General features: G+C 58.0%; 22 protein-coding genes and 1 riboswitch. Of the genes, 13 read left to right on the plus strand and 9 right to left on the minus strand.

The window, feature by feature from the left end:
- The first annotated feature begins 170 nt into the window (after window positions 1-170).
- Window positions 171-378: riboswitch (cobalamin riboswitch) on the plus strand.
- A gap of 101 nt (window positions 379-479) precedes the next feature.
- The 12 genes from ACR0AA_RS13295 to ACR0AA_RS13350 all read left to right on the plus strand — a co-directional run bounded on the left by ACR0AA_RS13295 (window position 480) and on the right by ACR0AA_RS13350 (window position 10,131).
- Window positions 480-704, plus strand: a complete 225-nt coding sequence (locus tag ACR0AA_RS13295) for a hypothetical protein (protein WP_480756210.1) — start codon at window positions 480-482, stop codon at window positions 702-704.
- On the plus strand, window positions 701-1,486 hold the full coding sequence (locus tag ACR0AA_RS13300; RefSeq protein ID WP_480756211.1) for an ABC transporter ATP-binding protein: 786 nt from the start codon (window positions 701-703) through the stop codon (window positions 1,484-1,486). The genes ACR0AA_RS13295 and ACR0AA_RS13300 overlap by 4 nt, the downstream gene beginning before the upstream one ends.
- 11 nt (window positions 1,487-1,497) lie before the next feature.
- Window positions 1,498-2,448, plus strand: coding sequence for an ABC transporter substrate-binding protein (locus tag ACR0AA_RS13305; protein WP_480664547.1), 951 nt, complete (start codon window positions 1,498-1,500; stop codon window positions 2,446-2,448).
- A gap of 1 nt (window position 2,449) precedes the next feature.
- Window positions 2,450-3,463: a FecCD family ABC transporter permease gene (locus ACR0AA_RS13310; RefSeq protein WP_480664548.1), complete on the plus strand. Its 1,014-nt coding sequence runs from the start codon at window positions 2,450-2,452 to the stop codon at window positions 3,461-3,463.
- A gap of 160 nt (window positions 3,464-3,623) precedes the next feature.
- Window positions 3,624-4,139 carry a ferredoxin-type protein NapF gene (locus tag ACR0AA_RS13315; RefSeq protein ID WP_480664549.1) on the plus strand — a complete coding sequence of 172 codons (516 nt, stop codon included), beginning with the start codon at window positions 3,624-3,626 and terminating at the stop codon, window positions 4,137-4,139.
- Window positions 4,136-4,429, plus strand: coding sequence for a chaperone NapD (locus ACR0AA_RS13320; RefSeq protein ID WP_480664550.1), 294 nt, complete (start codon window positions 4,136-4,138; stop codon window positions 4,427-4,429). The genes ACR0AA_RS13315 and ACR0AA_RS13320 overlap by 4 nt, the downstream gene beginning before the upstream one ends.
- Window positions 4,426-6,918: a nitrate reductase catalytic subunit NapA gene (napA, locus tag ACR0AA_RS13325; RefSeq protein ID WP_480664551.1), complete on the plus strand. Its 2,493-nt coding sequence runs from the start codon at window positions 4,426-4,428 to the stop codon at window positions 6,916-6,918. The genes ACR0AA_RS13320 and napA overlap by 4 nt, the downstream gene beginning before the upstream one ends.
- 27 nt (window positions 6,919-6,945) lie before the next feature.
- On the plus strand, window positions 6,946-7,764 hold the full coding sequence (napG, locus tag ACR0AA_RS13330) for a ferredoxin-type protein NapG (RefSeq protein ID WP_480664552.1): 819 nt from the start codon (window positions 6,946-6,948) through the stop codon (window positions 7,762-7,764).
- Window positions 7,761-8,678, plus strand: coding sequence for a quinol dehydrogenase ferredoxin subunit NapH (gene napH, locus ACR0AA_RS13335; protein WP_480664553.1), 918 nt, complete (start codon window positions 7,761-7,763; stop codon window positions 8,676-8,678). Before napG ends, napH begins: the two co-directional genes overlap by 4 nt.
- Before the next feature lie 12 nt (window positions 8,679-8,690).
- Window positions 8,691-9,128 carry a nitrate reductase cytochrome c-type subunit gene (locus ACR0AA_RS13340; RefSeq protein WP_480664554.1) on the plus strand — a complete coding sequence of 146 codons (438 nt, stop codon included), beginning with the start codon at window positions 8,691-8,693 and terminating at the stop codon, window positions 9,126-9,128.
- Window positions 9,129-9,157: 29 nt separating this feature from the next.
- Window positions 9,158-9,859, plus strand: coding sequence for a NapC/NirT family cytochrome c (locus ACR0AA_RS13345; protein WP_480664555.1), 702 nt, complete (start codon window positions 9,158-9,160; stop codon window positions 9,857-9,859).
- A gap of 14 nt (window positions 9,860-9,873) precedes the next feature.
- Window positions 9,874-10,131 carry a hypothetical protein gene (locus ACR0AA_RS13350; protein WP_480664556.1) on the plus strand — a complete coding sequence of 86 codons (258 nt, stop codon included), beginning with the start codon at window positions 9,874-9,876 and terminating at the stop codon, window positions 10,129-10,131.
- Between the two features lie 582 nt (window positions 10,132-10,713).
- Here the strand turns inward: ACR0AA_RS13350 and ACR0AA_RS13355 are convergent.
- Window positions 10,714-12,195 carry an RtcB family protein gene (locus tag ACR0AA_RS13355; protein WP_480756212.1) on the minus strand — a complete coding sequence of 494 codons (1,482 nt, stop codon included), beginning with the start codon at window positions 12,193-12,195 and terminating at the stop codon, window positions 10,714-10,716.
- A gap of 719 nt (window positions 12,196-12,914) precedes the next feature.
- Entirely contained in the window at window positions 12,915-14,471 is a 1,557-nt protein-coding gene (locus tag ACR0AA_RS13360) for an RNA-binding protein (RefSeq protein WP_480664558.1), read from the minus strand.
- A gap of 172 nt (window positions 14,472-14,643) precedes the next feature.
- Between ACR0AA_RS13360 and rtcR the strand changes: the two genes are divergently transcribed.
- The gene (rtcR, locus tag ACR0AA_RS13365) at window positions 14,644-16,224 is read left to right on the plus strand and encodes an RNA repair transcriptional activator RtcR (RefSeq protein WP_480756213.1); all 1,581 of its coding nucleotides are present in this window, start codon (window positions 14,644-14,646) and stop codon (window positions 16,222-16,224) included.
- A 3-nt stretch (window positions 16,225-16,227) separates the two neighbouring features.
- On the opposite strand, the gene ACR0AA_RS13370 is transcribed toward rtcR, so the two are convergent.
- From ACR0AA_RS13370 to ACR0AA_RS13400, 7 genes are all read right to left on the minus strand, one after another.
- On the minus strand, window positions 16,228-17,988 hold the full coding sequence (locus ACR0AA_RS13370) for a SulP family inorganic anion transporter (protein WP_480664560.1): 1,761 nt from the start codon (window positions 17,986-17,988) through the stop codon (window positions 16,228-16,230).
- On the minus strand, window positions 17,985-19,670 hold the full coding sequence (locus tag ACR0AA_RS13375; protein WP_480756214.1) for a bifunctional protein tyrosine phosphatase family protein/NAD(P)/FAD-dependent oxidoreductase: 1,686 nt from the start codon (window positions 19,668-19,670) through the stop codon (window positions 17,985-17,987). The genes ACR0AA_RS13370 and ACR0AA_RS13375 overlap by 4 nt, the downstream gene beginning before the upstream one ends.
- A 17-nt stretch (window positions 19,671-19,687) precedes the next feature.
- Window positions 19,688-20,572, minus strand: coding sequence for an MBL fold metallo-hydrolase (locus ACR0AA_RS13380; RefSeq protein WP_480756215.1), 885 nt, complete (start codon window positions 20,570-20,572; stop codon window positions 19,688-19,690).
- Between the two features lie 25 nt (window positions 20,573-20,597).
- Entirely contained in the window at window positions 20,598-21,035 is a 438-nt protein-coding gene (locus tag ACR0AA_RS13385) for a DUF6691 family protein (protein WP_480756216.1), read from the minus strand.
- Between the two features lie 3 nt (window positions 21,036-21,038).
- Window positions 21,039-21,473 carry a YeeE/YedE family protein gene (locus ACR0AA_RS13390; protein WP_480756217.1) on the minus strand — a complete coding sequence of 145 codons (435 nt, stop codon included), beginning with the start codon at window positions 21,471-21,473 and terminating at the stop codon, window positions 21,039-21,041.
- On the minus strand, window positions 21,470-21,682 hold the full coding sequence (locus ACR0AA_RS13395; RefSeq protein ID WP_480756218.1) for a YgaP family membrane protein: 213 nt from the start codon (window positions 21,680-21,682) through the stop codon (window positions 21,470-21,472). Before ACR0AA_RS13395 ends, ACR0AA_RS13390 begins: the two co-directional genes overlap by 4 nt.
- A gap of 94 nt (window positions 21,683-21,776) precedes the next feature.
- Window positions 21,777-22,451: a Crp/Fnr family transcriptional regulator gene (locus tag ACR0AA_RS13400; protein WP_480664566.1), complete on the minus strand. Its 675-nt coding sequence runs from the start codon at window positions 22,449-22,451 to the stop codon at window positions 21,777-21,779.
- Window positions 22,452-22,638: the final 187 nt, after the last annotated feature.

Consider the following 22,638-nt stretch of genomic DNA (forward strand, 5'->3'; position numbering starts at 1 on the left):
GAACTTCTGACCACAATTGATTAAGCTTCTTAGCGGCAATCTGGCGGGTAGCGCCCTTTGTCGCCTGCCAGACCTCAGCCCCGCTGAGCCGTCTGACGCGCTAAAGCTGTCTTCCAATCGCCACAACAAGGGGTCTTCGGTTTTGAGCTTGACCAATAATGCGAACTCGGGCACTTCTCGTCGTCGATGGTTCCCGATGGTGCGCCCAAGGGATGAAAAGGGAATACGGTGAGGTTGCCGAACGGCGCCAATTCCGTGACTGCCCCCGCAACTGTAAGCGGTGAGCGACGCCAACAGACCACTGGCCCAAACGGGCTGGGAAGGACGGCCAAGCCACGACCCGCAAGTCAGGAGACCTGCCATCTGATGTTCAACCAACCCGGGGCGGGGCGTCCTGGAAGGAGGCTATATGGCACGTCTGACGCGTGTTTTCATGATCGGCACCTTCTGTCCGCGCTTGACAACAAGCGGAGCGGGCAATGCTGAGAAAACCTGATCATTTCATTCCGATTTGCGAGACGTGCATGGGCACGGGTGTCGTCGGCTCGATCCAAAGCGGGTTGCCGGACAGGCTTCCTCGCGCGTTGTCCGCCCGTACGACCTTGCGCAAAACGCGTTGGGTCAACGCTGACGGTCGCTTGCGCGCATTGTTCAGAAAGAGTCATTCGCACCCGCCTCAGATCAAGCAGGAGGAACGCGTATGACCCGCAGACCATTTCTTGAAACTCGCGAGTTGGAATACCAAGCCCTGAATGGCGAAGTCCTGCTGAAAGACGTCAAGTTTGATTTGGACGAAGGGGCGATACTGGCGATTGCCGGGCCGAATGGCGCGGGCAAGACAACGCTCCTCAACCTCTTGTGCGGGGCAGAAGAGATCGTTCAGGGGGACGTTTTGATCAAGGGGCGCAGCCTTCGGCAACTTTCGGCAATGGATCGTGCCCGTATGATCGCAGTTGTTAGTCAACAAGAGGCCCCCGATGGACGGTTGTTCCTGCGTGACTATGTGGCCCTGGGACAAATTCCGATCCGCGCGGACCGATCCGCAAGCGAGCACGCCGACGAACTGGACCGTATCCTGAACCTGACCAGTTTGTACGCTTTGGCCGACAAGCGTATGGCCGTCCTGTCCGGCGGCGAGCGCCAACGGGCCCATATCGCGCGGGCTTTGGCCCAGAAACCGTCACTGTTGTTTTTGGACGAACCAACCAACCACCTGGACCCGGACGCCAAGGGCCGCATGCTGTCCCTGGTGGCGGAACTGGGCATCACGGTAGTGATGATCGTCCACGACCTGGTCATGATCCCCGAGTTCGCCACCCATGTCGCACTGATGAAGTCCGCCCGGCTGACCGGCTTTGGGTTGGTGCACGAGGTGCTGACCCCCGAACGCGTCCGCGAAACCTTTGGCGTCGATTACCTGTGTTTTCAACACGAAGGCCGCGTGATCCCGGCGCTGGATATCCGAAGAACCACAATCTCAAAATGAGGAACAAAACCATGAAACAGGCACTCTGGCCCGCGGCGCTGATCACCGGCCTGGCAACAAGCGCGGCCGCACTTGAGACCACAGTCGATAATTGCGGCGAACCTTTGATTTTCGAAACCCAACCCGAGCGGCTGGTCGTCCACGACATGAACATGACCGACATGGCCTTTGCGCTGGGTCTGCAGGATAAGATCGTTGGGCTGACGGGCATCACCGGCTGGTACAAAACAAGCCCGGAATTCGACACTTTGCGCGGCGACATCCCCGAGCTGGCGCCGAAATACCCGACTGTGGAAAACCTTGTCGCGGTAGAACCCGACTTGTTTTTTGCGGGCTGGTACTATGGCATGAAGCCCGGCGGCGATGTGACCCCGGACACTCTGGAGCCCTTCGGGATCAAAACGATGATCCTGACCGAAAGCTGCGTACATCTGGACAAGGAACGCCCCGAAGCAAGCATGGACCTGCTGTTTGATGACGTCCTGCGTCTGGGCAAAGTCATGCAGGTCGAAGACAAAGCTGAAGAACTGGTCGATGGCTGGAAGTCTGAACTGTCTGCTATCGAAGCCCAGACCGCCGACCTGCCCAAACCCCGCGTCTTCCTGCTGGACGGCCCCGCCGACGCGCCATTCACCGCTGGCAAATTCGCCATTCCCGACGCCATGATTTCGGCGGCGGGCGGTGAAAATGTCACACATGACATGGAAACCAGCTGGGGTCGCTCCTCGTGGGAGGCTGTAGCCGCTTCCAACCCGGAATTCCTGGTTCTGTTGGACTATCAAACCGGCAATGGTGCGGCGGATACGTTCAAGTTCCTGCAGGAACACCCGGTGATGTCCCAGACGGACGCTGTCAAAAACGAACGCTGGATTGGCCTGCGGTACGAAGAACTGACCCCCGGACCGGCAAATATCGAAGCGATCTCGAAAATGGCTCAGGCCATGCATCCGGGCTTGAACTGATATGGGCCGATTGTGCCTGACACTATTGCTGGGGGCGGCCGTTCTGGCCGCCCTCTTGCTGATTTCGACCGTATACGGGACCACGTCCATACCGGCATCTGATGCTTTTACCGGCGTCATGCTGGGCACCGGATTGATGGACGGGCAGATGTCACCGCTGCACCGCATCGTGTTCGACCTGCGCCTACCACGCGCCCTGTTCGCCGCGGTGATCGGAGCGGGTTTGGGCATCGTTGGAGTTGTCTTGCAGACGACCACCCGAAACGATCTGGCCGACCCGTTCCTGTTTGGCCTGTCTTCGGGCGCAGCCGCAGGGGCGGTTTTTGTCATCACGGTAACCGGAGACGTTCTGGGCTTTTGGACCCTGCCGCTGGCGGCGTTTTGTGGTGGTCTTGTTGCTTCAGGCATCGTGCTGGCCCTGGTTCACGGGCTGCGTACCAGCGCGCCTGAAAAGCTGATCCTTGCAGGTCTGGCTGTGTCGTTTCTGTTCTCGGCCGTCACCAACTACCTTATTTTCGCAGGCGACAGCCGCGCGGCTCACTCGGTTATTTTCTGGATGCTGGGTGGCCTGGGACTTGCCCGATGGGAAACGTTTCCGCTGGTCTGCGCCGGATTGCTTTTGATCCTTGCTTACGCATCGTATCGCAGCCGATGGCTTGACGCGCTGCTGACCGGCGATCTGACGGCCGCCACATTGGGCGTGCCAGTTCAGGGCCTGAGGTTCAGAATGTTTTTCGTGGCCGCCCTTGCCACAGCAGTGTTCGTTTCGGTCGCGGGGGTGATTGGATTTGTCGGTTTGATGGTGCCGCATATCGCCCGCGGGATTGCCGGACCGCTCCACAAACATTTGGTCCCTACTGCTGCCGTTGTTGGCGCTGCGTTGTTGACAGGTTCCGATATTCTCAGCCGGTTGCTGCTTGCGCCTCAAGAACTGCCAGTCGGCATCGTGACAACATCTTTGGGGTCGATATTCGTCTTTCTACTTCTGATCCGAACCGCCCGCCCACGCCGCTGATCGCCCCCCGGCGACAAACAACGCGGCAGAACGCGGTGGGAGATTTCCTAACTTTCAATAATTAATCGCAACTAAATGACCTAGATCAAAAAAAGTCCGCACAGCGCACGGTATGCGATACACTCGATCAGGGGAATCGAGTGCAGCCAGGTCGCATAGAATGCAACAACTGACCAGCCGACGCGCGTTTCTAAGCGCCAACATCCGACGCGAGGACGGCAAGACAGCCAGACCTCCGGGTTCTGTCGTGCAGGGTTTTACCGATTTGTGCACCAAATGTGGTGCGTGTTCCGACGCCTGCCCCGAGGATGTGGTGGCCGTCGGTCCGGACGGATATCCGGTGTTTCGACCCGGCGACAATGCCTGCACGTTCTGCGGTGACTGCGCGCAGAGCTGCCCTACCCCAGCGCTCGAAATCGGACGACTTGCAGACTGGCCGTGGCGCGCCACAATAAAAACGGCAAGCTGCCTTTCCATGAATGGGATCAGCTGTCGCGTTTGCCAGGATAATTGCGAACAAAACGCCATCCGTTTCAAGCTAAAGACCGGCGGCCGCGCTGAACCTGCGCTGGACGTCGAATCCTGCAATGGCTGCGGCCTCTGTCCAACCCTCTGTCCCGCCGATGCCATCGCGCTTGAACGCCAATCACAACCCCGAACGGAAGCCATTCAATGAACATCTGCGGCTGCCTTGCCCATGTCGTACCTGAACACGCCAGCGCTGCGGCGCAGGTGATGAAGGACACCCCGGGTGTCGAAGTGCACGCCGAAACGGAAGACGGCCGTTTTGTCGTTGTTGTCGAGGACACCGCTTCACGCCTTGCATCCGAGATCATCATGGATCTGCACCAAATCCAGGGCGTGATCTCACTAACCCTGACTTATCACCATTTCGAGGATCTCGCGGACGCCCATCCGCAGCCCGATGCCCCAAGCCAATCCACCAGCCGGAGGCCCACGCTATGACACACTCTGAATCTCGCCGGACTTTTCTCAAGGCCTCAGCGGCCGCAGCCACGGCATCCGCCGCAGGCATTCCCATGGCCGCTGGACAAGCCAACGCACAGACCGGAGCACCCGATATCCGCTGGGACAAGGCAGCATGCCGGTTCTGCGGCACAGGTTGCTCTGTTCTGGTCGGCACCAAAGACGGTCGCGTTGTCGCGACCCAGGGCGACCCTGACGCGCCTGTAAACCGGGGCCTGAACTGCATCAAAGGCTATTTCCTGTCCAAGATCATGTACGGCAGGGACCGCCTAACCACGCCGCTGCTGCGCAAAACCAATGGCGAATATGACAAGAACGGCGAGTTCGAGCCGGTCAGCTGGGACGAAGCTTTCGACGTCATGGCCGCCAAATGGAAAGAAGCTTTGGCCAAGAAAGGCCCAACCAGTGTCGGTATGTTCGGCTCGGGCCAATGGACAGTGTGGGAAGGGTATGCAGCTTCCAAACTGATGAAAGCTGGCTTCCGCTCCAACAACATCGACCCCAACGCGCGGCACTGCATGGCCTCGGCGGTTGTGGGCTTTATGCGCACCTTCGGCATTGATGAGCCTATGGGTTGCTATGACGACCTCGAGCACGCAGATACTTTCGTGCTGTGGGGCTCGAACATGGCCGAGATGCACCCGATCCTGTGGTCGCGCCTGACCGATACGCGCCTGACCAAGCCGGGATGTGAGGTTCACGTATTGTCGACCTTCGAACATCGTTCGTTTGAACTAGCAGACAATGACATTATTTTTGCACCGCAAACCGATCTGGCGATCCTGAACTACATCGCCAACTACATCATTCAGAATGGCGCGGTGAACGAAGAGTTCGTCAAAAACCACGTCAATATCACCAAGACCGACACTGATATTGGCTATGGCCTGCGTGACAACAATCCGCTGCAGCAAGAAGCGGCGAACCCGAACTCGGGCAAGCTGGAGACCATCAGCTTCGAAGAATACGCCGAAGCCGTTGCCCCCTATACGCTCGAATACACCTCTGAACTGTCGGGCGTTCCTGCTGACAAGCTGGAAAAGCTGGCGCAGCAATATGCCGACCCGAACCGCAAGGTCATGAGCCTGTGGACCATGGGCTTTAACCAGCACACCCGCGGGTCCTGGGTGAACTCGCTGATGTACAACGTGCACCTGCTGGTCGGTAAAATTTCGGAACCTGGAAACTCGCCCTTCTCGCTGACCGGTCAGCCTTCAGCCTGCGGCACCGCGCGTGAGGTCGGCACCTTTGCCCACCGTCTGCCCGCAGACATGGTTGTGGCAAATGACGAGCACCGGAAAATCTGCGAAACGGCCTGGAACATCCCCGAAGGCACCATTCCGCCCAAGCCCGGCTTCCACGCGGTGCTTCAGCACCGCAAGCTGAAGGACGGTGATCTGAACGCCTATTGGGTGCAGTGCAACAACAACATGCAGGCCGCGCCGAACATTAACGAAGAAGGCTATCCCGGCTATCGTAACCCGGACAACTTCATCACCGTCTCGGACCCCTATCCAACGGTCACCGCAGTCTCGGCCGACCTGATCTTGCCCACCGCCATGTGGGTTGAAAAGGAAGGTGCCTACGGTAACGCTGAGCGCCGCACCCAGTTCTGGCGTCAGCAGGTGAAAGCGCCGGGTGAAGCCAAGTCTGACCTGTGGCAGTTGATGGAGTTCTCGAAACGCTTTACCGTCGAAGAAGTCTGGGGTGAAGAACTGCTGGCCAAAATGCCCGAGCATCGCGGTAAGACCATGTACGATGTGCTGTATGCCAACGGTACGGTGGACAAGTTCCCGCTGTCCGAGACGGCAGAAGGCTTCGACAACGACGACGCCGAGCACTTTGGCTACTATGTCCAGAAAGGCCTGTTCGAAGAATATGCCGAGTTCGGGCGCGGCCACGCGCATGACCTTGCTCCGTTCGAGATGTATCACGAGGCTCGTGGCATGCGCTGGCCGGTCGTAGACGGCAAGGAAACGCTCTATCGCTTCCGCGAAGGTTACGACCCGTATGTACCCGAAGGTGCTGATGTAAAGTTCTACGGGCACAAGGACGGCAAGGCCAAAATCATCTTTGCGCCTTACGAACCCGCCGCGGAAGAGCCTGATGCGGAATACGATCTGTGGCTGTGCACCGGTCGGGTGCTGGAACACTGGCATTCCGGTTCGATGACACGCCGCGTGCCGGAACTGCACCGCGCCTATCCAGCAGCCGTCGTCTACATGCATCCTCTGGACGCAAAGGATCGCGGTGTGCGCCGTGGCCAGGAAATCGTTCTGTCTACACGTCGCGGCGAAGTTGTCAGCCGGGTGGAAACACGGGGACGCAACAAAGTGCCACGTGGGTTGGTCTTCATGCCGTGGTTTGACGAGGGTCAGCTGACAAACAAGCTGACACTGGATGCCACTTGCCCGTTGTCCAAAGAGACGGACTTCAAAAAGTGCGCCTGCAAGGTTGAGCGCGCGTAACGGACAAGCGAGGCAAAGGTCGTCCCCATGCCCCATGGAGGTAAACCCCTTTCGCCGCAGCGGCGCCGCTTCCTGCAGGATGCGGCCCGCGCGTCGGGCGGCTGCGTAGTCGCCGGGTCTTTGCTGGCCTGGCTGGCCCGCGACGCCCGGGCCCTGCCGGCCGAGGCTTTGCGGCCCCCCGGCGCGCTGCCTGAAAAGGAGTTCCTTTCTGCCTGCATCCGCTGTGGGCTCTGCGTGCGGGATTGCCCCTATGACACGTTGAAACTGGCCGAGCTGGGTGTGGATGCCGTGGCAACCGGAACGCCGTATTTTACGGCGCGGGATATTCCCTGCGAAATGTGCGATGATATCCCATGCGTTGCCGCCTGCCCGACTGGTGCGCTGGATCCGAATCTGGACAATATCGACGACGCTAAAATGGGCGTCGCCGTATTGGTCGATCAGGAAAATTGCCTAAATTTCCTCGGCTTGCGCTGTGATGTCTGTTACCGCGTCTGCCCTGTCATTGACGAGGCCATCACGCTGGAAGCCGCTCACAACACGCGGTCAGGCCATCATGCGTTGTTCATTCCGACTGTTCACGCAGATCACTGCACCGGTTGCGGAATGTGCGAGAAAAGCTGCGTTCTACCCGAGGCGGCGATCAAAGTTCTGCCGGCCCGCCTGGCGCGTGGCACCAGCGCAGATCACTATCGAAAGGGCTGGGAAGAAAAAGAGGCCAAGGGCGGTCCTCTGGTCGAGGGGATCATTGATCTGCCCGACCGCCTACCCGGCCCTGGCACCGACAATTTGGCAACCCCCGGCGGGTTCGCCCCCGGATACAATCTTCCGGGAGCCGGACAATGAGCGCCCGTACCCAAATGGCGGTAGGCCAAGAGGCCACCCAGGTCAAAGGTTGGCTCCGCGCCCACAAATACCTCCTGCTGCGGCGCACAAGTCAGCTGTTTTTTCTGGCGCTGTTTCTATTGGGTCCGTGGTTCGGGATATGGATCGTGCAGGGTACGTTGGCGGGATCGCTGACGCTCGGCGTGCTGCCCCTGACAGATCCGTTTATCCTGCTGCAAAGCGTAATCGCCGGGCACTGGCCTGAATTGACGGCCCTTGTCGGTGGCCTGATTGTCCTGGCCACCTACGCACTGATTGGCGGTCGCGTCTATTGTTCCTGGGTATGCCCCATAAACCCGGTCACCGATGCTGCCAACTGGCTGCACAGGCGTTTGGACTTGCCTAAGGGCTGGCAGCCAAAACGCAGTACGCGCCTTTGGATTCTGGCAACAGTCATGATCGTCTCTGGCCTGACCGGCGTGATCGCGTGGGAACTGATCAACCCGATCACCATGCTGCATCGCGGCCTGATTTTTGGTGCTGGGTTCGTGTGGGCCATGGTCCTCGCCATCTTCGTATTCGACCTCTTCGTATCCCGGCACGGCTGGTGTGGTCACATTTGCCCGGTTGGCGCGTTCTACGGCCTGATCGGCAAAAAAAGCCTGCTGCGGGTCAGTGCCTCGAACCGGGCCGCCTGCGACGACTGCATGGACTGCTATGCCGTTTGCCCCGAAAACCAGATCATCTCGCCAGCTCTGAAAGGTAAGCCGGGTTCAACGCCGCTGATCCTTTCCTCCGACTGCACCAATTGCGGTCGTTGCATCGATGTCTGCGCAGTGGATGTCTTCAACTTTACTCACCGGTTCGACGACCACGTCGCCGCACCTTCCGATCCAGTTCCCGCGCCCGATCCGCGCGCAGCCAGACCTATTTAAGGGAGTGCCAAAATGAACAAGCCAATCCGAACAGGCGTTGCCGCCCTAATCCCCGTATTACTCCTGAGCGGGTTCGCTCTGGCGCAATCAGCCCAGGTGGAAGCACTGCGTGGGGCAGAAGTAGACGAACCCGTTGTTCTGGATCAGGTCCATCGCAACGTCGAAGGCCGGATGCAGCGCAACTATCGCCAGCAACCGCCGCTGATCCCGCACTCGATCGAGCAATACCAGATTGACCTGCGCACCAACCAGTGCCTGTCGTGCCACGACTGGACCAAGGCCGGCGAACGAAATGCGCCCACCTTGTCGATGACGCATTATCTGGACCGTGAAGGGCGCGAGTTGGATCGCGTCGCCGGCACCCGGTATTTCTGCAATCAGTGCCACGTGCCGCAGGCAGACGCCCCTGCGTTGGTTGACAACGTATTCGAACCCTCATCCGGCAATTAATCCAACGCTTGTCTGAAAGGAGCACCAAAATGGCGGACTCTCCTGAAAATCGCGGTTGGATCGGCCGCATCTGGAATGCAATCTGGACACCTGCGGTCATGTTCAGTTCAGGGTTCCTGCTGTTGGCAGGTTTTCTGGCCGGGATCCTGTTCTGGGGCGGGTTTCACTGGACGCTCGAACTGACCAACACCGAGGAATTCTGCGTTTCCTGTCACACGATGGAAACCAACCTGGGCGAATATCGTGAGACGATTCACTACAACAACCACTCTGGTGTGCGTGCGATCTGTTCCGATTGTCACGTTCCGCATGAGTGGAACCACAAGATCAAAGCCAAGATCATGGCGGTCAAGGACGTGTATCACGAGCTTGCCGGCACCATCAGCACACCCGAAAAATACGAAGAACACCGCCTGAGTATGGCGACCGCCGTTTGGAAGAAAATGAAGGCGTCGGACAGCCGCGAATGCCGGAACTGTCATAACTTCGACTACATGGATTTCACGCTGCAAGAGACGCGAGCCGCCTCGGAACACCAGCGCGCCATTGACGAAAACATGACCTGCATCGACTGCCATCAGGGCATCGCGCACAGCCTGCCACCAGGATATCAAGAGCGGTATCAGGAAGTTACCGAGACCCTGGCTGGCAAATCCTCCGGCACACTGCAACACCAGACCGCCTCCAATGGCGATGACATCCGGTCATTCCTGACCACTCGGGCAGACTGAAAGAGGGACAAGAAATGCTGGAAATACTGGGAACTATCGGAGCAAACGTCATAAGCCTGCCGGGCATCCTTGGACTGGCGCTGGGAATGATGACACGTCGCGTCTGGCTGGGCGCCCTGATGGGCGGATTGGTCGGAGTTGCCGAAACTTTGATCTTTGCCCATGGGTCTTTTGCCAACGTGCAAACAATCGAGTTGTTGATCGCAGTTGTTGTCGGCCTGTGTGCCGGCAGCCTGGGATCGGCAATCCGCATCAAAGGCACAACGGCCTGATCCCAAAACACGACTTTGTTCTCAGGCGGACGGCAAACGTCCGCCAAAACACCCCAATCATTGACTTTGAACGCGATTAGCCTTTCCCGGGAAATAGTTTTCCAGTGGAACAAACAGATTTCATCATCTGCCTTGGTTGCATCCGCTTTTTTGATGGCCAATCAATTTAGAACGTTAACGAGCAACCTTTTATTTCGGAGCGCAAAAACGGTGCGCGATGTCGCGTGACCTGTCGATCAGTCGAATTGTAAAGCGGGGTGGGAACAAGGCAGCCGTCGTATCGGTATTGTTTCTCGGGTTGGTAGCCGCAGCGCAATTGTCAACCGGCCATGTTGCGACCGAGGTGATAACAACTCGGTAAAACACCCCTACCGTTTTCGCAAATTGCGAAGACAACACCACCACAAGTACCGGCTCTGTAAAGCTTACGACTAGCGCTCAATTTCTAACTAGGACTGACTTGCTCCTTCTGATGCGGATCAAACGGTTATCCACGCAAAGTTGCCGAACGGCACCGTCGAGACACGCCTGCTCGGCATAACCGGAATCTGGTTAACCGGCTGAGCTCCAGCCGATTACACTCTACCTCCGACCCTTCCTTTTGTTCTTCCAGAAAGGTGGGACGTCGCCGGCCATGATGCAGCCGTAGGGATCTATATAGTCTTCGATCTCAGCCAGATCATAAGACTTAATCTGCGCCACGACGCTGTCAGCGCTTTTGTAGCTGGACGGAAGTTCGGACGCATCCACCCCGCCGGCGTGGAACCTGATATCCAGCCCGTCGGTTTCCGCCATTAGCATCTGCTGAGGCGTCACCGATCCCATTCGCCGCTTGTGCTCTGAGCGGGAAAAGTTCCGCCCCGCGCCATGCGGACTGAACCCCAGGCCGTGACCCGCATCCTTGCCACGCACGACCAGTACCGGCTCGGACATGTTCAGAGGGATCAGCGTCAACCCTGTGGCGTCGGCGGCATAGTCACCCCAGGCAGGTGTCGCGCCCTTACCGTGGAAGTACAGATCACCCCGCTTGAACACAAAGTTATGCTCATTCCAGAGCCGTTCCCCAACATCTCCAACGCGCGCGGCCTCGACCGTGGCCTGATGGATCGCGTTATGGTTGGCCTTGGTCCACTTGCGGATCAGCTGCAGCGCTTCCCAGTAATCCCGCCCCTCCTCGGTATCCGCAGGAATCCAAGCGTTCTGTTTGGCGGTCATCGGAGACAGTTTTTTTCGAAACCGCTCGGCCACAGCCATGCCGTTCTTGTACAGAACCGCCCCCGGACCACGCGATCCGTGATGCGTCACAATGGCCGTCCGCCCGGTCTTGCGAGAGCGGCCCACGAACAGGAAATGGTTCCCGTCACCTTGCGTACCCATATGCTCCTGCGCCATGCGCAGGGATTTCGGGTTGTCCAGAAACGGGTTCTCACGGAACGCATCCAGCAGTTTCAGCGAGATCGTGAACCGCTGACCCTGCGGGCGTCCGCCCGGCCCGAAATGCGTCACTGACTGCGCGGCATCCAGAACCGCCTTGGGATCGGCATCCCCCAAATCGGTCATCATCACCGAACAGCAGATATCGGCCGAGTGCATCCCCGGATGGATCGCGTTGCGCGCAGCTGCCACACCGCCCACCGGGATCGTGCCGACGGGCCCTGCAGGGCAGGCATCGGGCATGATCGCGCCAGCCTCAACTGTTGGTGTCCTCATCAGGGCGGTCATCGTCTCGCGCACTTTTGCAACGTTGTCCTCTTCATCCGGATCAGAGGCGTCAATGTTTTCGTGAAATGCCATCTCTCCGGGTGCGCGCAATTCCATCGTTGGCAGGATCGGAGGGATTTCACCCTCCAGTTCCTGCCGGATGCGCACCAGCCCAAACCCTTCGGCCCGCATTTCATTTGCACGCGCCAGCAGGGCTGGAAATTGCTTTCCCGGGCGGTGACCCCAATCTTTCAGATGCTCCCCGGTCACGGGATCGAATGTCTTTTTTTCCATCATCATTACTCGCTTACGTTCCCAACCTGATCGGGCGACAAGGTGTTCGCAAACCATTTTTTCCGCCACCGGATCGCTCCGGGCTAGACTTGAACCAGCACGACATGGTTACCCACGCCACCCTCTCGGGTGCGTCTACCTGTAGGTCTGCGGGCATTCGCCCTGCGGGTTTAAACGGCCCCGGCGACAAAGGGTGAAGAAACAATTGGGAGGTCCGCCCCGCATCTGAATGGGCAGATGCGTTTGCCGTCTGGGCGCCGGCACGGAGGGGAGTTGAACCCACTCGACCTATCCCGGTTTTGAGAGCCATGTAGTTCCTTCGGCATTCGCCGGGGTGTTCCTTTCGTTTCGGGTCAGGCAGACAAGGAATGATGAGACAGCGCCCTTTAACGGGCGCGGATCGGATTCAGCGATGTAGTCCCACCGGCATTCTGCCTGATGTTGTTTGTGTCCCGGCGACAAAAGATTGGTGAAACATTAGGGCCAACTGCTCTATCCACCTGAGCTACATCGCCGAGCGCGATGGCGGGACTCGAACCCGCGACCTGTTGATAATGTAGTTCCACCGGCATTCGCCGAGTTTGTGTTCCTCTCATAGTTCACTACCGCGACGGCGTCTTGCGATCCTTTAGACGACATAGCGATCTCGCCAGGGCGTGACGCGACCCACACATTTCCGAAGGGTATTCTATGTTTCCAGTTTGGTTGGGTCAGGCGGACAAAACATGTGTGAGACATCTGACAGAGTTCAAAGCTGTAGTCCCACAGGCATTCCGCCTGAACCGTTTTCATACTTCGATCTTCTCGATCTGACCGACCCAATGATCTGGGCCGGTTCGACCGTCGGCGAAGGCCGCGATCTGGTCAAAAACCGCATCCGAGAACCCGCCGACATTCAACACGCCGGAACACGTCTGTGCCTGCGTGGTCCCGTACGGGGCGATGTCGATGCAGACCAGTTTGGCCTTCGGGTTGCGGCGTTTGATAGCCTCCCACTCTTTCAACATCGCCGTGCCCTGCCCGCCGTTCCGAGCATCAACCCAGGATTGGTTATCGGACACGAACACCACCAGATCCGGCGCGCGGCCGCGTTTGTTCAACCATGCCAGTGGAGCGGAACAGTTCGTGCCACCACCAGCCAACGCAGCCAAACGCTCGGCGTTGGTCAGGATCGTGTCGCGCGGCTCCAGACGTACATCACGCACATCGAAGTCGAACGGCAGAACCTGACAACCGCGGTTCACGCGCTGGAAGGACGCTGCGACCAGCGCCGCCACATCCACGTGCCGCACAGCGGAGGTCGCCCCCGGGCGATACCCGGTCACGGCCCATGTCATCGAACCCGAAACGTCCGGGCACACGACAACCTGACCCGTGGCCTGCGGCACGTTCTGCGCCGCGATTTCCATCGCATCGTGCAACGCGTCCACGATCTCTCGCGGCATATCCGCCGTCACATTTTGCGCCGCCACCATCAGCTGGTACGGAAACGCGCGTGCTTTGGCGATCGCCTTCGGATCTCGCAGCAGTGCGGCAACATGATCTACATTCTTCGCCACTTCAAAAACGCCGTGACGCTGGAACGTGTTCAGGTTCTGCCGCAACATCTGCCACGAGCCCTTGCGCGCGATCCGCGCCCAGTGCTGCGGCATCAGTTCCAGTTGTGTCAGCATCTGAAACGGTACGTCCGGCACCTGGCCTTTCCCGGTTTCGCGAAACGCGATCCAATCCTGCAGGGCCTGTGGCAGCCGTGCCAGATTGCACGGCCGCCCGACGATCCAGGCAAACAGTGCCTCCCGCTCGGCCGAGGCCGGTTTCGGGTGCACCATCTTTATCACGTCCGCCAATGACGGATCGTTCCCGATATTGGCGTTCAGCAGCGCCCGGTCAGACGCGGTGTTCAACCAGTTCTGCACCATCGCTTTCGGTGCCGATCCCAGAGACTTACGCCCCGTCTGACCCGACCGGATGACTTGCACAAAGGTGCGCAGCATCTTGCCGTTATCCACCACCCGGCCAAACGCCGCGCGGAACAGAACCGGGTCACGCCGGGCCAGAATAGCCAGCAACACGGCGGGCATATCCTTCATGTACCCGCATTGACGGGCATAGATTGCCGCCTGTGCCAGAAACTTCGGCTCGACCGCCTCAGCCACATCCAGAACGTATTCCAGCTCTTCCTGTGGCGACTGATAGAACATACCCCCAAAAGTGCCGGTCACGGCGACCTGTGCCAGAGCATGGGCATCGGAATAAGCGTAGGCCGGCGCCCCGTGCGTGTTCTCGGCAGTTGCCTTTGGCAGCAAGCGGCCTTTGATCGATGCAAACACGGATTTGTTCGCCATTGTCTTGTCCTCATTTTGTATGAGGACTTTTTGGCATGGCTAAGGGTTTATACCGAGGGAAATCTAAATTTCGCATAAGCCAATGTTTTAAATATGGAATTCTCGTTATTGAGTTTTGTGCACGCCCATCATACGATACAACAGTATCGTAATTTATAAACAGTTATACACAGTGAAAAACATCGTTATCGGATTCCTCGGCACCCAGTTGGACATGGGCAAGAAACGGCGTTGGAAACCGACGCTAAGCCTGACGACGCACGACCATTTTGACGTGCACCGGTTGGAGCTTCTGTATGCCCACAAGTTCAACCGCCTCGCTCATCAGGTCAAAAACGAGATTACCGAGGCATCGCCCGAAACCGAAGTTCTGCTGCATCGTATGGACTTGGACGACCCGTGGGACTTTCAGGAAGTCTACGGCAAGCTGTTCGACTTTGCCCGTGGTTACGGTTTTGATGAAGAGCGCGAGCAGTACCACGTCCACCTCACGACAGGAACGCATGTGGCGCAAATCTGCTGGTTCCTGCTGACCGAAAGCCGCCATGTCCCCGCGCGCCTGATCCAGACCGGCCCGCCGGGACCAGACGACAGTACGCCCAAATTCGATATCATCGACCTGGATCTGAGCCGCTACAACGCGTTGCAACAACGGTTTGACCAGTTGTCGCGCGAGTACAGCGATCAGTTGAAAGGCGGCATCCAAACTCGAAATCCGCAGTACAATGCGCTGATTGATCGGATCGAACTGGTGGCCAGCAACTCGGACGAGCCGATCCTGTTGTTGGGCGAAACTGGCACCGGTAAGACCGAGCTGGCCGCAAGGATTTACAACCTCAAACTGGACAGGCGCCGTGTTAAAGGCCGTCTGGTCCATGTCAATTGCGCCACTTTGAACGGCCCGGATGCGCTCGCCTCATTGTTTGGCCAAAGGCGCAGCTATTTGGGTCAGGCCGGAACCGAACGCAGTGGCCTGCTACGTGAAGCCGACGGCGGCGTCTTGTTTCTGGATGAGGTGGACGAACTTGGCTGGTCCGAACAGTCTTTGCTGCTACATGCGATTGAAACCGGGCGGTTCTACCCGCTTGGGTCAGACCATGAGACCACCAGCCGCTTCCAGATCATAGCCGGGGCGAACCGTGACCTTCAAACTTTGGCGGCCGAGGGGCAATTTCGCCTAGACCTGCTGGCCCGTCTGAGCATGTGGCAGTTTCGTTTGCCCGCCTTGCGTGATCGTCGCGAGGATATCGAAGCCAATCTTCTGTTTGAACTGGCAAGGTCCGAGCGGGTGCTAGGCACACAGGTCGGCTTCAACATCGACGCACGCGAAAGATTTCTGCAGTTCGCGACCAGCCCGACAACGCTCTGGCCCGGGAACTTTCGCGATTTCAGCGGTCTGGTGAAACGCTTGTGCACCCTAGCACCGAGGGGGCGGATCACACGCGCGATGATTGACGAAGAAATCGCGGCTCTTCAATCGAATTGGCAGTCGGCATCTTCGGACAAGGACTTCCTGCTGGTGAAAGATCAACTGGGATCTGCCGCCAGCGATATTGATCCCTTTGACATGGTTCAACTCGCGAAGGTTATTCGAACGTGCCAAACCGCCCCAAGCCTCAGTGCGGCAGGTCGGTCATTGTTCGCCGTGTCGCGGGAAAAGAGGTCAACCCAGAACGATGCGGATCGCCTGCGCAAATACCTTCAGAAGTTCGGTCTGGATTGGAATGCCGTATCGGCTGGAGCGCGCAGCTGAAATCTATGCCGCAATATGCGGCGAGGGTGATGGTACCAGACTGATCCAGGCGTCGTATTGCGACAGGAAAACTCGCCCGTTCAACTGATCAATGAAATGCGACCGCCTCAACCTGTCCATCACAGGACCCTTCACCTCTGACAAGTGCAGGCCAACGCCCATTTCAACGAGCCGGAGATTGATGGCCTCAAGACTTTCCAGTGCGGAATAGTCCACCTCATTCACAGCTGAGAACATAAGAACGACTTCGCGCACGTCGCTGCCTTCAGTTACGCGATTTTGGACCAGATCCTCGAGAAACCGAGCGTTCACAAAATACAGGCTCTCATCGACGCGCAGAGTCACGACTGTCGGGTCCGTCAGAACCTGATGCCGGTGGATGTTCCTAAAATGTTGAGTGTCCGGCACCAGTCCCACCTCGGCCACATGTGGTCGGGATGTCTTGTAAAGATGTAGCAGGATAGAAAGCGCCACGCCCGATGCGACCCCCACTTCGACCCCCATTCCAAGAGTCAGCAAAATGGTCGCCGTCACCGCCGCAAAATCAGCGCGCGAGTAGTTCCATGTCTTTCTCAGGATCGACAGATCAACCAGACCAAGGACCGCAACAATGATTGTCGCCGCAAGCGTCGCGTTGGGCAGGTAGAACACCAGCGGCGTCAAGGCCAGGGCCGCGATAGCCAAACCTAGGGCGGTGAACGCGCCCGCAGCGGGCGTTTCGGCTCCAGCGTCGAAGTTGACTACAGAGCGCGCAAAGCCCCCCGTGACCGGATACCCTCCGGTGAAGGCGGCGCCCAGATTGGCGGCACCTAGGCCGATCAACTCCTGATCCGGGTTTATCCTCTGGCGTTTCTTTGCCGCCAAAGTTTGCGCCACGGACACGCTTTCGACAAATCCTATGACCGAGATCAGAATGGCCGGAACCATTAATGCGCTCAACAGGTCCATGGAAAGCCCCGGCATCGTCAGGGGCGGTAGGCTTTGGGGAACCGCTCCGACGATCTTGACGCCCTTGTCGGCAAGATCAAACGCCCAAACGGAGATTGTGGTCGCGACGACGGCAGCAACCGGCCCCGCCTTGGTGAGGATATCGGCAAGCAACGGGGGTGTTTGCAATTTTCTCAACGTCGGCTTCAAAAAGGTTCGCCCCCAAAACAGAAAAGCCGTGGCAGACACTCCGATCGCGAAGGTAAACCAGTTGATCTGAGGCAGGTGGGAAACGATGTCCGCTAGCATTTCAGGCAAGGTGTGCCCATGGGCGCTGATGCCAAGGATGTGCTTTAACTGACTGGTCGCGATAAGGATCCCAGAGGCTGTGATGAATCCCGCAATCACGGGATGGCTGAGGAAATTCGCGAGCATTCCCAAGCGCAATATGCCCATGAGCACAAGAAACCCGCCTGACAAAAAGGCCAGGGTCAACGCGGCAACCGCATAGCCGGCCGTTCCCTGTTCGGCCACCTGCCCGATGGCAGACGCGGTCAAAAGTGACACCACCGCCACCGGACCGACCGCCAAAGATCGGCTTGTTCCAAAGATGGAATACAGCAATATCGGCACAATCGACGCATAAAGGCCCGCTTCGGGCGGCAATCCTGCCAAAAGCGCATAAGCCAGCGATTGCGGGATCAGCATGATCGTCACGATCACTGCCGCGATCAGGTCGTTCGACAGCGCCGCCCGAGTGTAGGAGCGTCCCCAATCAAGAATGGGGATATAGCGGCGCACAGCCGCGCCCCTGTGCGCGTTCAAGGCAGCCTTCATGACTTGTCCGCAGCCACCTTCAGCTTTTCGGGCTTTGCCAGCCACTCCTTGCCGCGCAGCATCGCCTTCCAGTAGATCGGAGGCAGCAGCCTCTCTTTCAGGAACCACGCCGTTCGCGACGGTTTGGTGCCGTCGATCAGAAAGGACGGAAAGCTGGGTTTGAGAGCACCACCATAGCCGAACTCTGCCAACACGATCTTGCCGCGCTCGACGGTCAAGGGACAGGACCCATAGCCGTCATACTGCGCCACGGCGGAACGCCCGTCGATGTCGGCCACAATGTTGTCTGCCACTGTGGGCGCCTGTTTGCGCGCGGCCGCCGCCGTTTTGGCATTCGGGGCATTCATTACATCGCCAAGCGACCAGATATTGTCGTAAGCTTTATGGCGCAACGTCGCCTGATCCACGTCGACCCATCCCGCTGTGTCTGCCAGTGGCGACACGCGAATAAAGTCCGGTGCCGTTTGAGGCGGACAGACATGGACCATGTCAAACTCGATGTCGACGAATTCCGGATCAGCGTCCGGCTTTCTCACCTCGAACCGCGCCGTTTTGGCAGGACCATCAACCGAAACAAGATTGTGGAAGAAATTCAGTGTTGCCCCGTATTTCTGCACATAGCTTTCCAACGCCGGGACGTAATCCTTGACCCCGAACAACACGCCACCGGCATTCATGAATTGGATATCGATATCCTTGAGAACGCCGCTGCGGAACCACGCGTCGCCCGACAGATACATCGCCTTTTGAGGCGCGCCAGCGCACTTGATCGGCATCGGAGGTTGCGTGAAAACCGCCCGGCCGCCTCGCAGCTGCTGCACCAATTGCCAGGTGTAAGGCGCGAGGTCGTAACGGTAGTTCGAGGTGACGCCATTGCGGCCCAGAGTCTCTTCCAGCCCTTTGATACCACCCCAATCCAGTTTGAGGCCCGGGCACACAACAAGCCGGTCATATTTCACCACCCGGCATCCATCCAGGATCACCGCGTTATTTCCCGGCTCAAACGCCGCCACTGCGGACTTCAACCAGTGCACCCCTTTGGGGATCAGGCTGCCCATTGTACGTGCAGTTGTTTGGGCGTCAAAGATGCCGCCGCCGACCATCGTCCAGCCGGGTTGATAGTAGTGTATGTCAGCCGGATCGATGACCGCGATGTTCAGGTCGGATTTGCGAGATTGTAGGCTTGCAGCGACCGAAATTCCGCCCGCGCCCCCTCCGACGATGACCACGTCGAAATGCGCATCACCGGTATCGGTGGGCGTTTTTCCACCATTGGCAATGCGACGCGCAACACCGTTCATGTCGTAGCCCGCAGCACCGGTTGCCGCCAGAATTTCGGCCATAGGGCGTGTTGGTGCCTCGTTGAAAGACCATAAAGTGACCGACCGGGTACCGGTGCGGCAGTAGGCCAGCACCGGCTTGGGCAGATCCTGCAAAGCCGCACCGAAGGCTGCCACATCCTCATCGCGCACCATGCCACTTTGGATAGGAGCGTAGCGGGCCTCGATCCCGGCTGCCTTGGCGGCCGCCTCGATCTCTTCGAACGAAGGCTGATCGGCGGCCTCACCATCGGGCCTATTACAAAGGATGGCGCGGTATCCGTCGGCGGCGGCAACTGCAACATCTGCGATTGAGATTTGCGGGCTCGCCGTGAATTGCGGTGTTATTTTCCTGAGTTCCATCTCTCTTCCCCCACCGTTCAAAGGCTGTTCACGGGAACCTTGAGCATCGGGTTTCCATCGCTATCGGTTGGCACCTCTCCGGCGCGCATATTGACCTGCAGCGATGGAATGATGAGCTTGGGCATGTCCAGCACCGCATCACGCTCGGTCCGGAATTTGACGAACTCTTCTTTCGTCTTGCCGCCGCCGACGTGAATATTTGAAGCCTTTTCCTCAGCCACGGTGGTTTCCCATGCAATGTCGCGACCGTTTGGTCCGTAGTCATGACACATGAACAGGCGGGTCTCATCCGGCAGGGCGAGAACTTTTTGAATCGAGTCGTACAGAACTCCAGCGTCGCCACCGGGGAAGTCGGCCCGGGCCGACCCACCATCAGGCATGAACAACGTATCGCCGACGAAAGCCGCATCGCCCATCACATGCACCATGCAGGCCGGGGTATGGCCCGGCGTATACATGGCAACCGCCTGCATATTGCCGACCGTGTAGGTGTCGCCATCTTCGAACAGGGCATCGAATTGCGATCCGTCCCGCTGGAACTCGGTGCCTTCATTGAAGACTTTGCCGAAGGTGTCCTGCACCACCAGAATGTTTGAACCGATACCTATCTTGCCGCCCAGCTTTTCCTGAATGTAGGGCGCGGCCGACAGATGGTCCGCGTGGACATGAGTTTCGATAATCCACTCAAGCTTCAGACCCTGATCCTGAATCTGCCGGATCAGTTCGTCCGCGTGATCGTAAGTGATCCGCCCAGCCGAGTAATCAATATCCATGACGCTATCGACAATCGCGCAGGCCAATGATGTCGGGTCTTTAACGATGTAACTGATGGTGTTGGTGGCCTCGTCAAAAAAGGCCTGAACGATTGGCTTTGTGCCGAGATTGACGGGATAGTCAGTCATGTCGAGTTTCTCCTCCGGTGATCGGTCAGGTCGTGGCCCGGGCGCGGTTCGCCGCTACAGATTGAATAAATTTGGCCACGAATATCCCCACGATCAGGGTCGCCAGGAAGGCAAACACCTGCCAGTTTCCGGTTCCGAGCGCGGGTATTGCGCCTCCGGGGCAGAACCCGGACAGTCCCCACCCGATGCCGAACAGCGCGGCACCGCCGACAAGTTTTAAGTCTATGTCGCGCGAGGTGGGCAGGCTGAAGCTGGTCGCAAAAACAGGTGCCGCGCGCCCAAACACCAGCTTGTAGCCGACGAACGTTGTGACCAGTGCTCCACCCATTACAAAGATAAGGGACGGGTCCCACGTTCCCGCAAGATCAAAGAAGTTCAGTACCTTAGCAGGGTTTATCATGCCAGACACAGAAATTCCGACACCAAAGATCAAGCCGATCAGATAGGTGATTATCAGTTTCATGGATCAGGCTCCGATCACATGTCGAACCACAAAAACAGTGGCGAAGGTAAAGGCCATAAAGGTCAGAGTTGCGATTATGGATCGAGGGCTGAGCCGGGCCATTCCGCACACGCCGTGACCCGAGGTGCAGCCCGCGCCGAAGGTCACACCGACGCCGACGATCAGGCCTCCGATCAGCAGGGCAGCAGTTGAAACGGGCACGTCGACCGCGGGCATATCACCAGTAGCCAGCCAAGTGACAGCAGGACCCGAAACCATCCCTGCGACAAGCGCTGCACGCCAGCCAAATTCTTGACCGGACGCGGGTTGGATCAACCCGGCCAAAATGCCAGTGGCGCCCATCACGCGACCCAGAACAAGCATCAGCAAGGTCGAGGCGACACCGATCAGGATACCGCCAGCCAGCGAAGCGAAGGGTGTGAACTCTGTCCCGGTCATCCGCACTTCCTGCAGGTTTTCAGGCCAATGGCACTATAGATCGGGCAATTGCCCACCAGTGCAGTAACGAAAAAAATGGCCGCGACGATCAGTGCGCCCCAGAACACAACAGCAGATCCCGTCAGCGTCGTACCGAAGGCCACAAACAGCAGAACCCCTGCAGCGGCAATACGCGCTGCCCGGTCGAATTTCCCCATATTGGTCGTCACGTTTCACTCCATCACGATTTGATGGAGCTTTATTGGCATAACCGATTCCGAACCTTTGGTGACATGGTCACCAAACTTGCGTTTTTTTTGCAAATCAGAGGTGCACGCCGGACGACCTGACGAGTTGTTCAAGCCCGGCGCGATCAGTCAGATGAACTTCACCACGTGACTGTTCGATCCAACCCCGACGGTGGAATTCGGACAGGGTTCGGGAAACCACCTCTCTTGCCGTACCGAGTTCGGTACCGAGCACAGCGTGGGTTGCACGTACAATATTGTCCTCATCGGAAAGCTCCAGCAGGCGCGATGCAAGCCGGACGTCCATGCGGCGGAACACGAGGTCATCAATCAACGAAAACAGGTCGGAAATTCGCCGCGAATAGGCTGTGAAGACGAAAGCACGAAAGACCGGTGACTTTGCCACAAGCTCATCAAATGTCGATCTTGGAATAGCGACCGCGCGCACGTCCGTTTCGGCTATGCCATCGGCTGAGTAGTCTTCGAAAGCAAGCATACAGGCCGTGGTCAGCACGCAGCTTTCGCCCGCGTGCACGCGATACAAAAAGACTTCTCGCCCGGTATCCGATTTCTGCTGCACGCGGATCGTACCTTCCAGCAACAAAAGCAGGTTGTCTGCCGTTTGACCGGGCGCAAACACTTGCGTACCTGCCGGAACACTGACGACCTGGCTGCCTTTTTCCAACTCATCGCGGATGTCAGAGGGCAACTGGCTTAGCCCTTTGAATTTATCAATCCATGACATGTCCATAACCGGAATTCCCGAGTTCAATGCTCTATAGGGTAGTGTGGACCCTGAATACATCTTCCATACCGCATATGAAACTGCGTCAAACAACCTCTGCAACGTCTAAACCGAAGATATCGGAAAGAACGACAAGTCGCAGAAAAAACAGTAATGTAACAAATTAAGGACTTCACGGTTTGCGCGCAGGTTC

This window comes from Ruegeria sp. CE8, assembly GCF_056537465.1.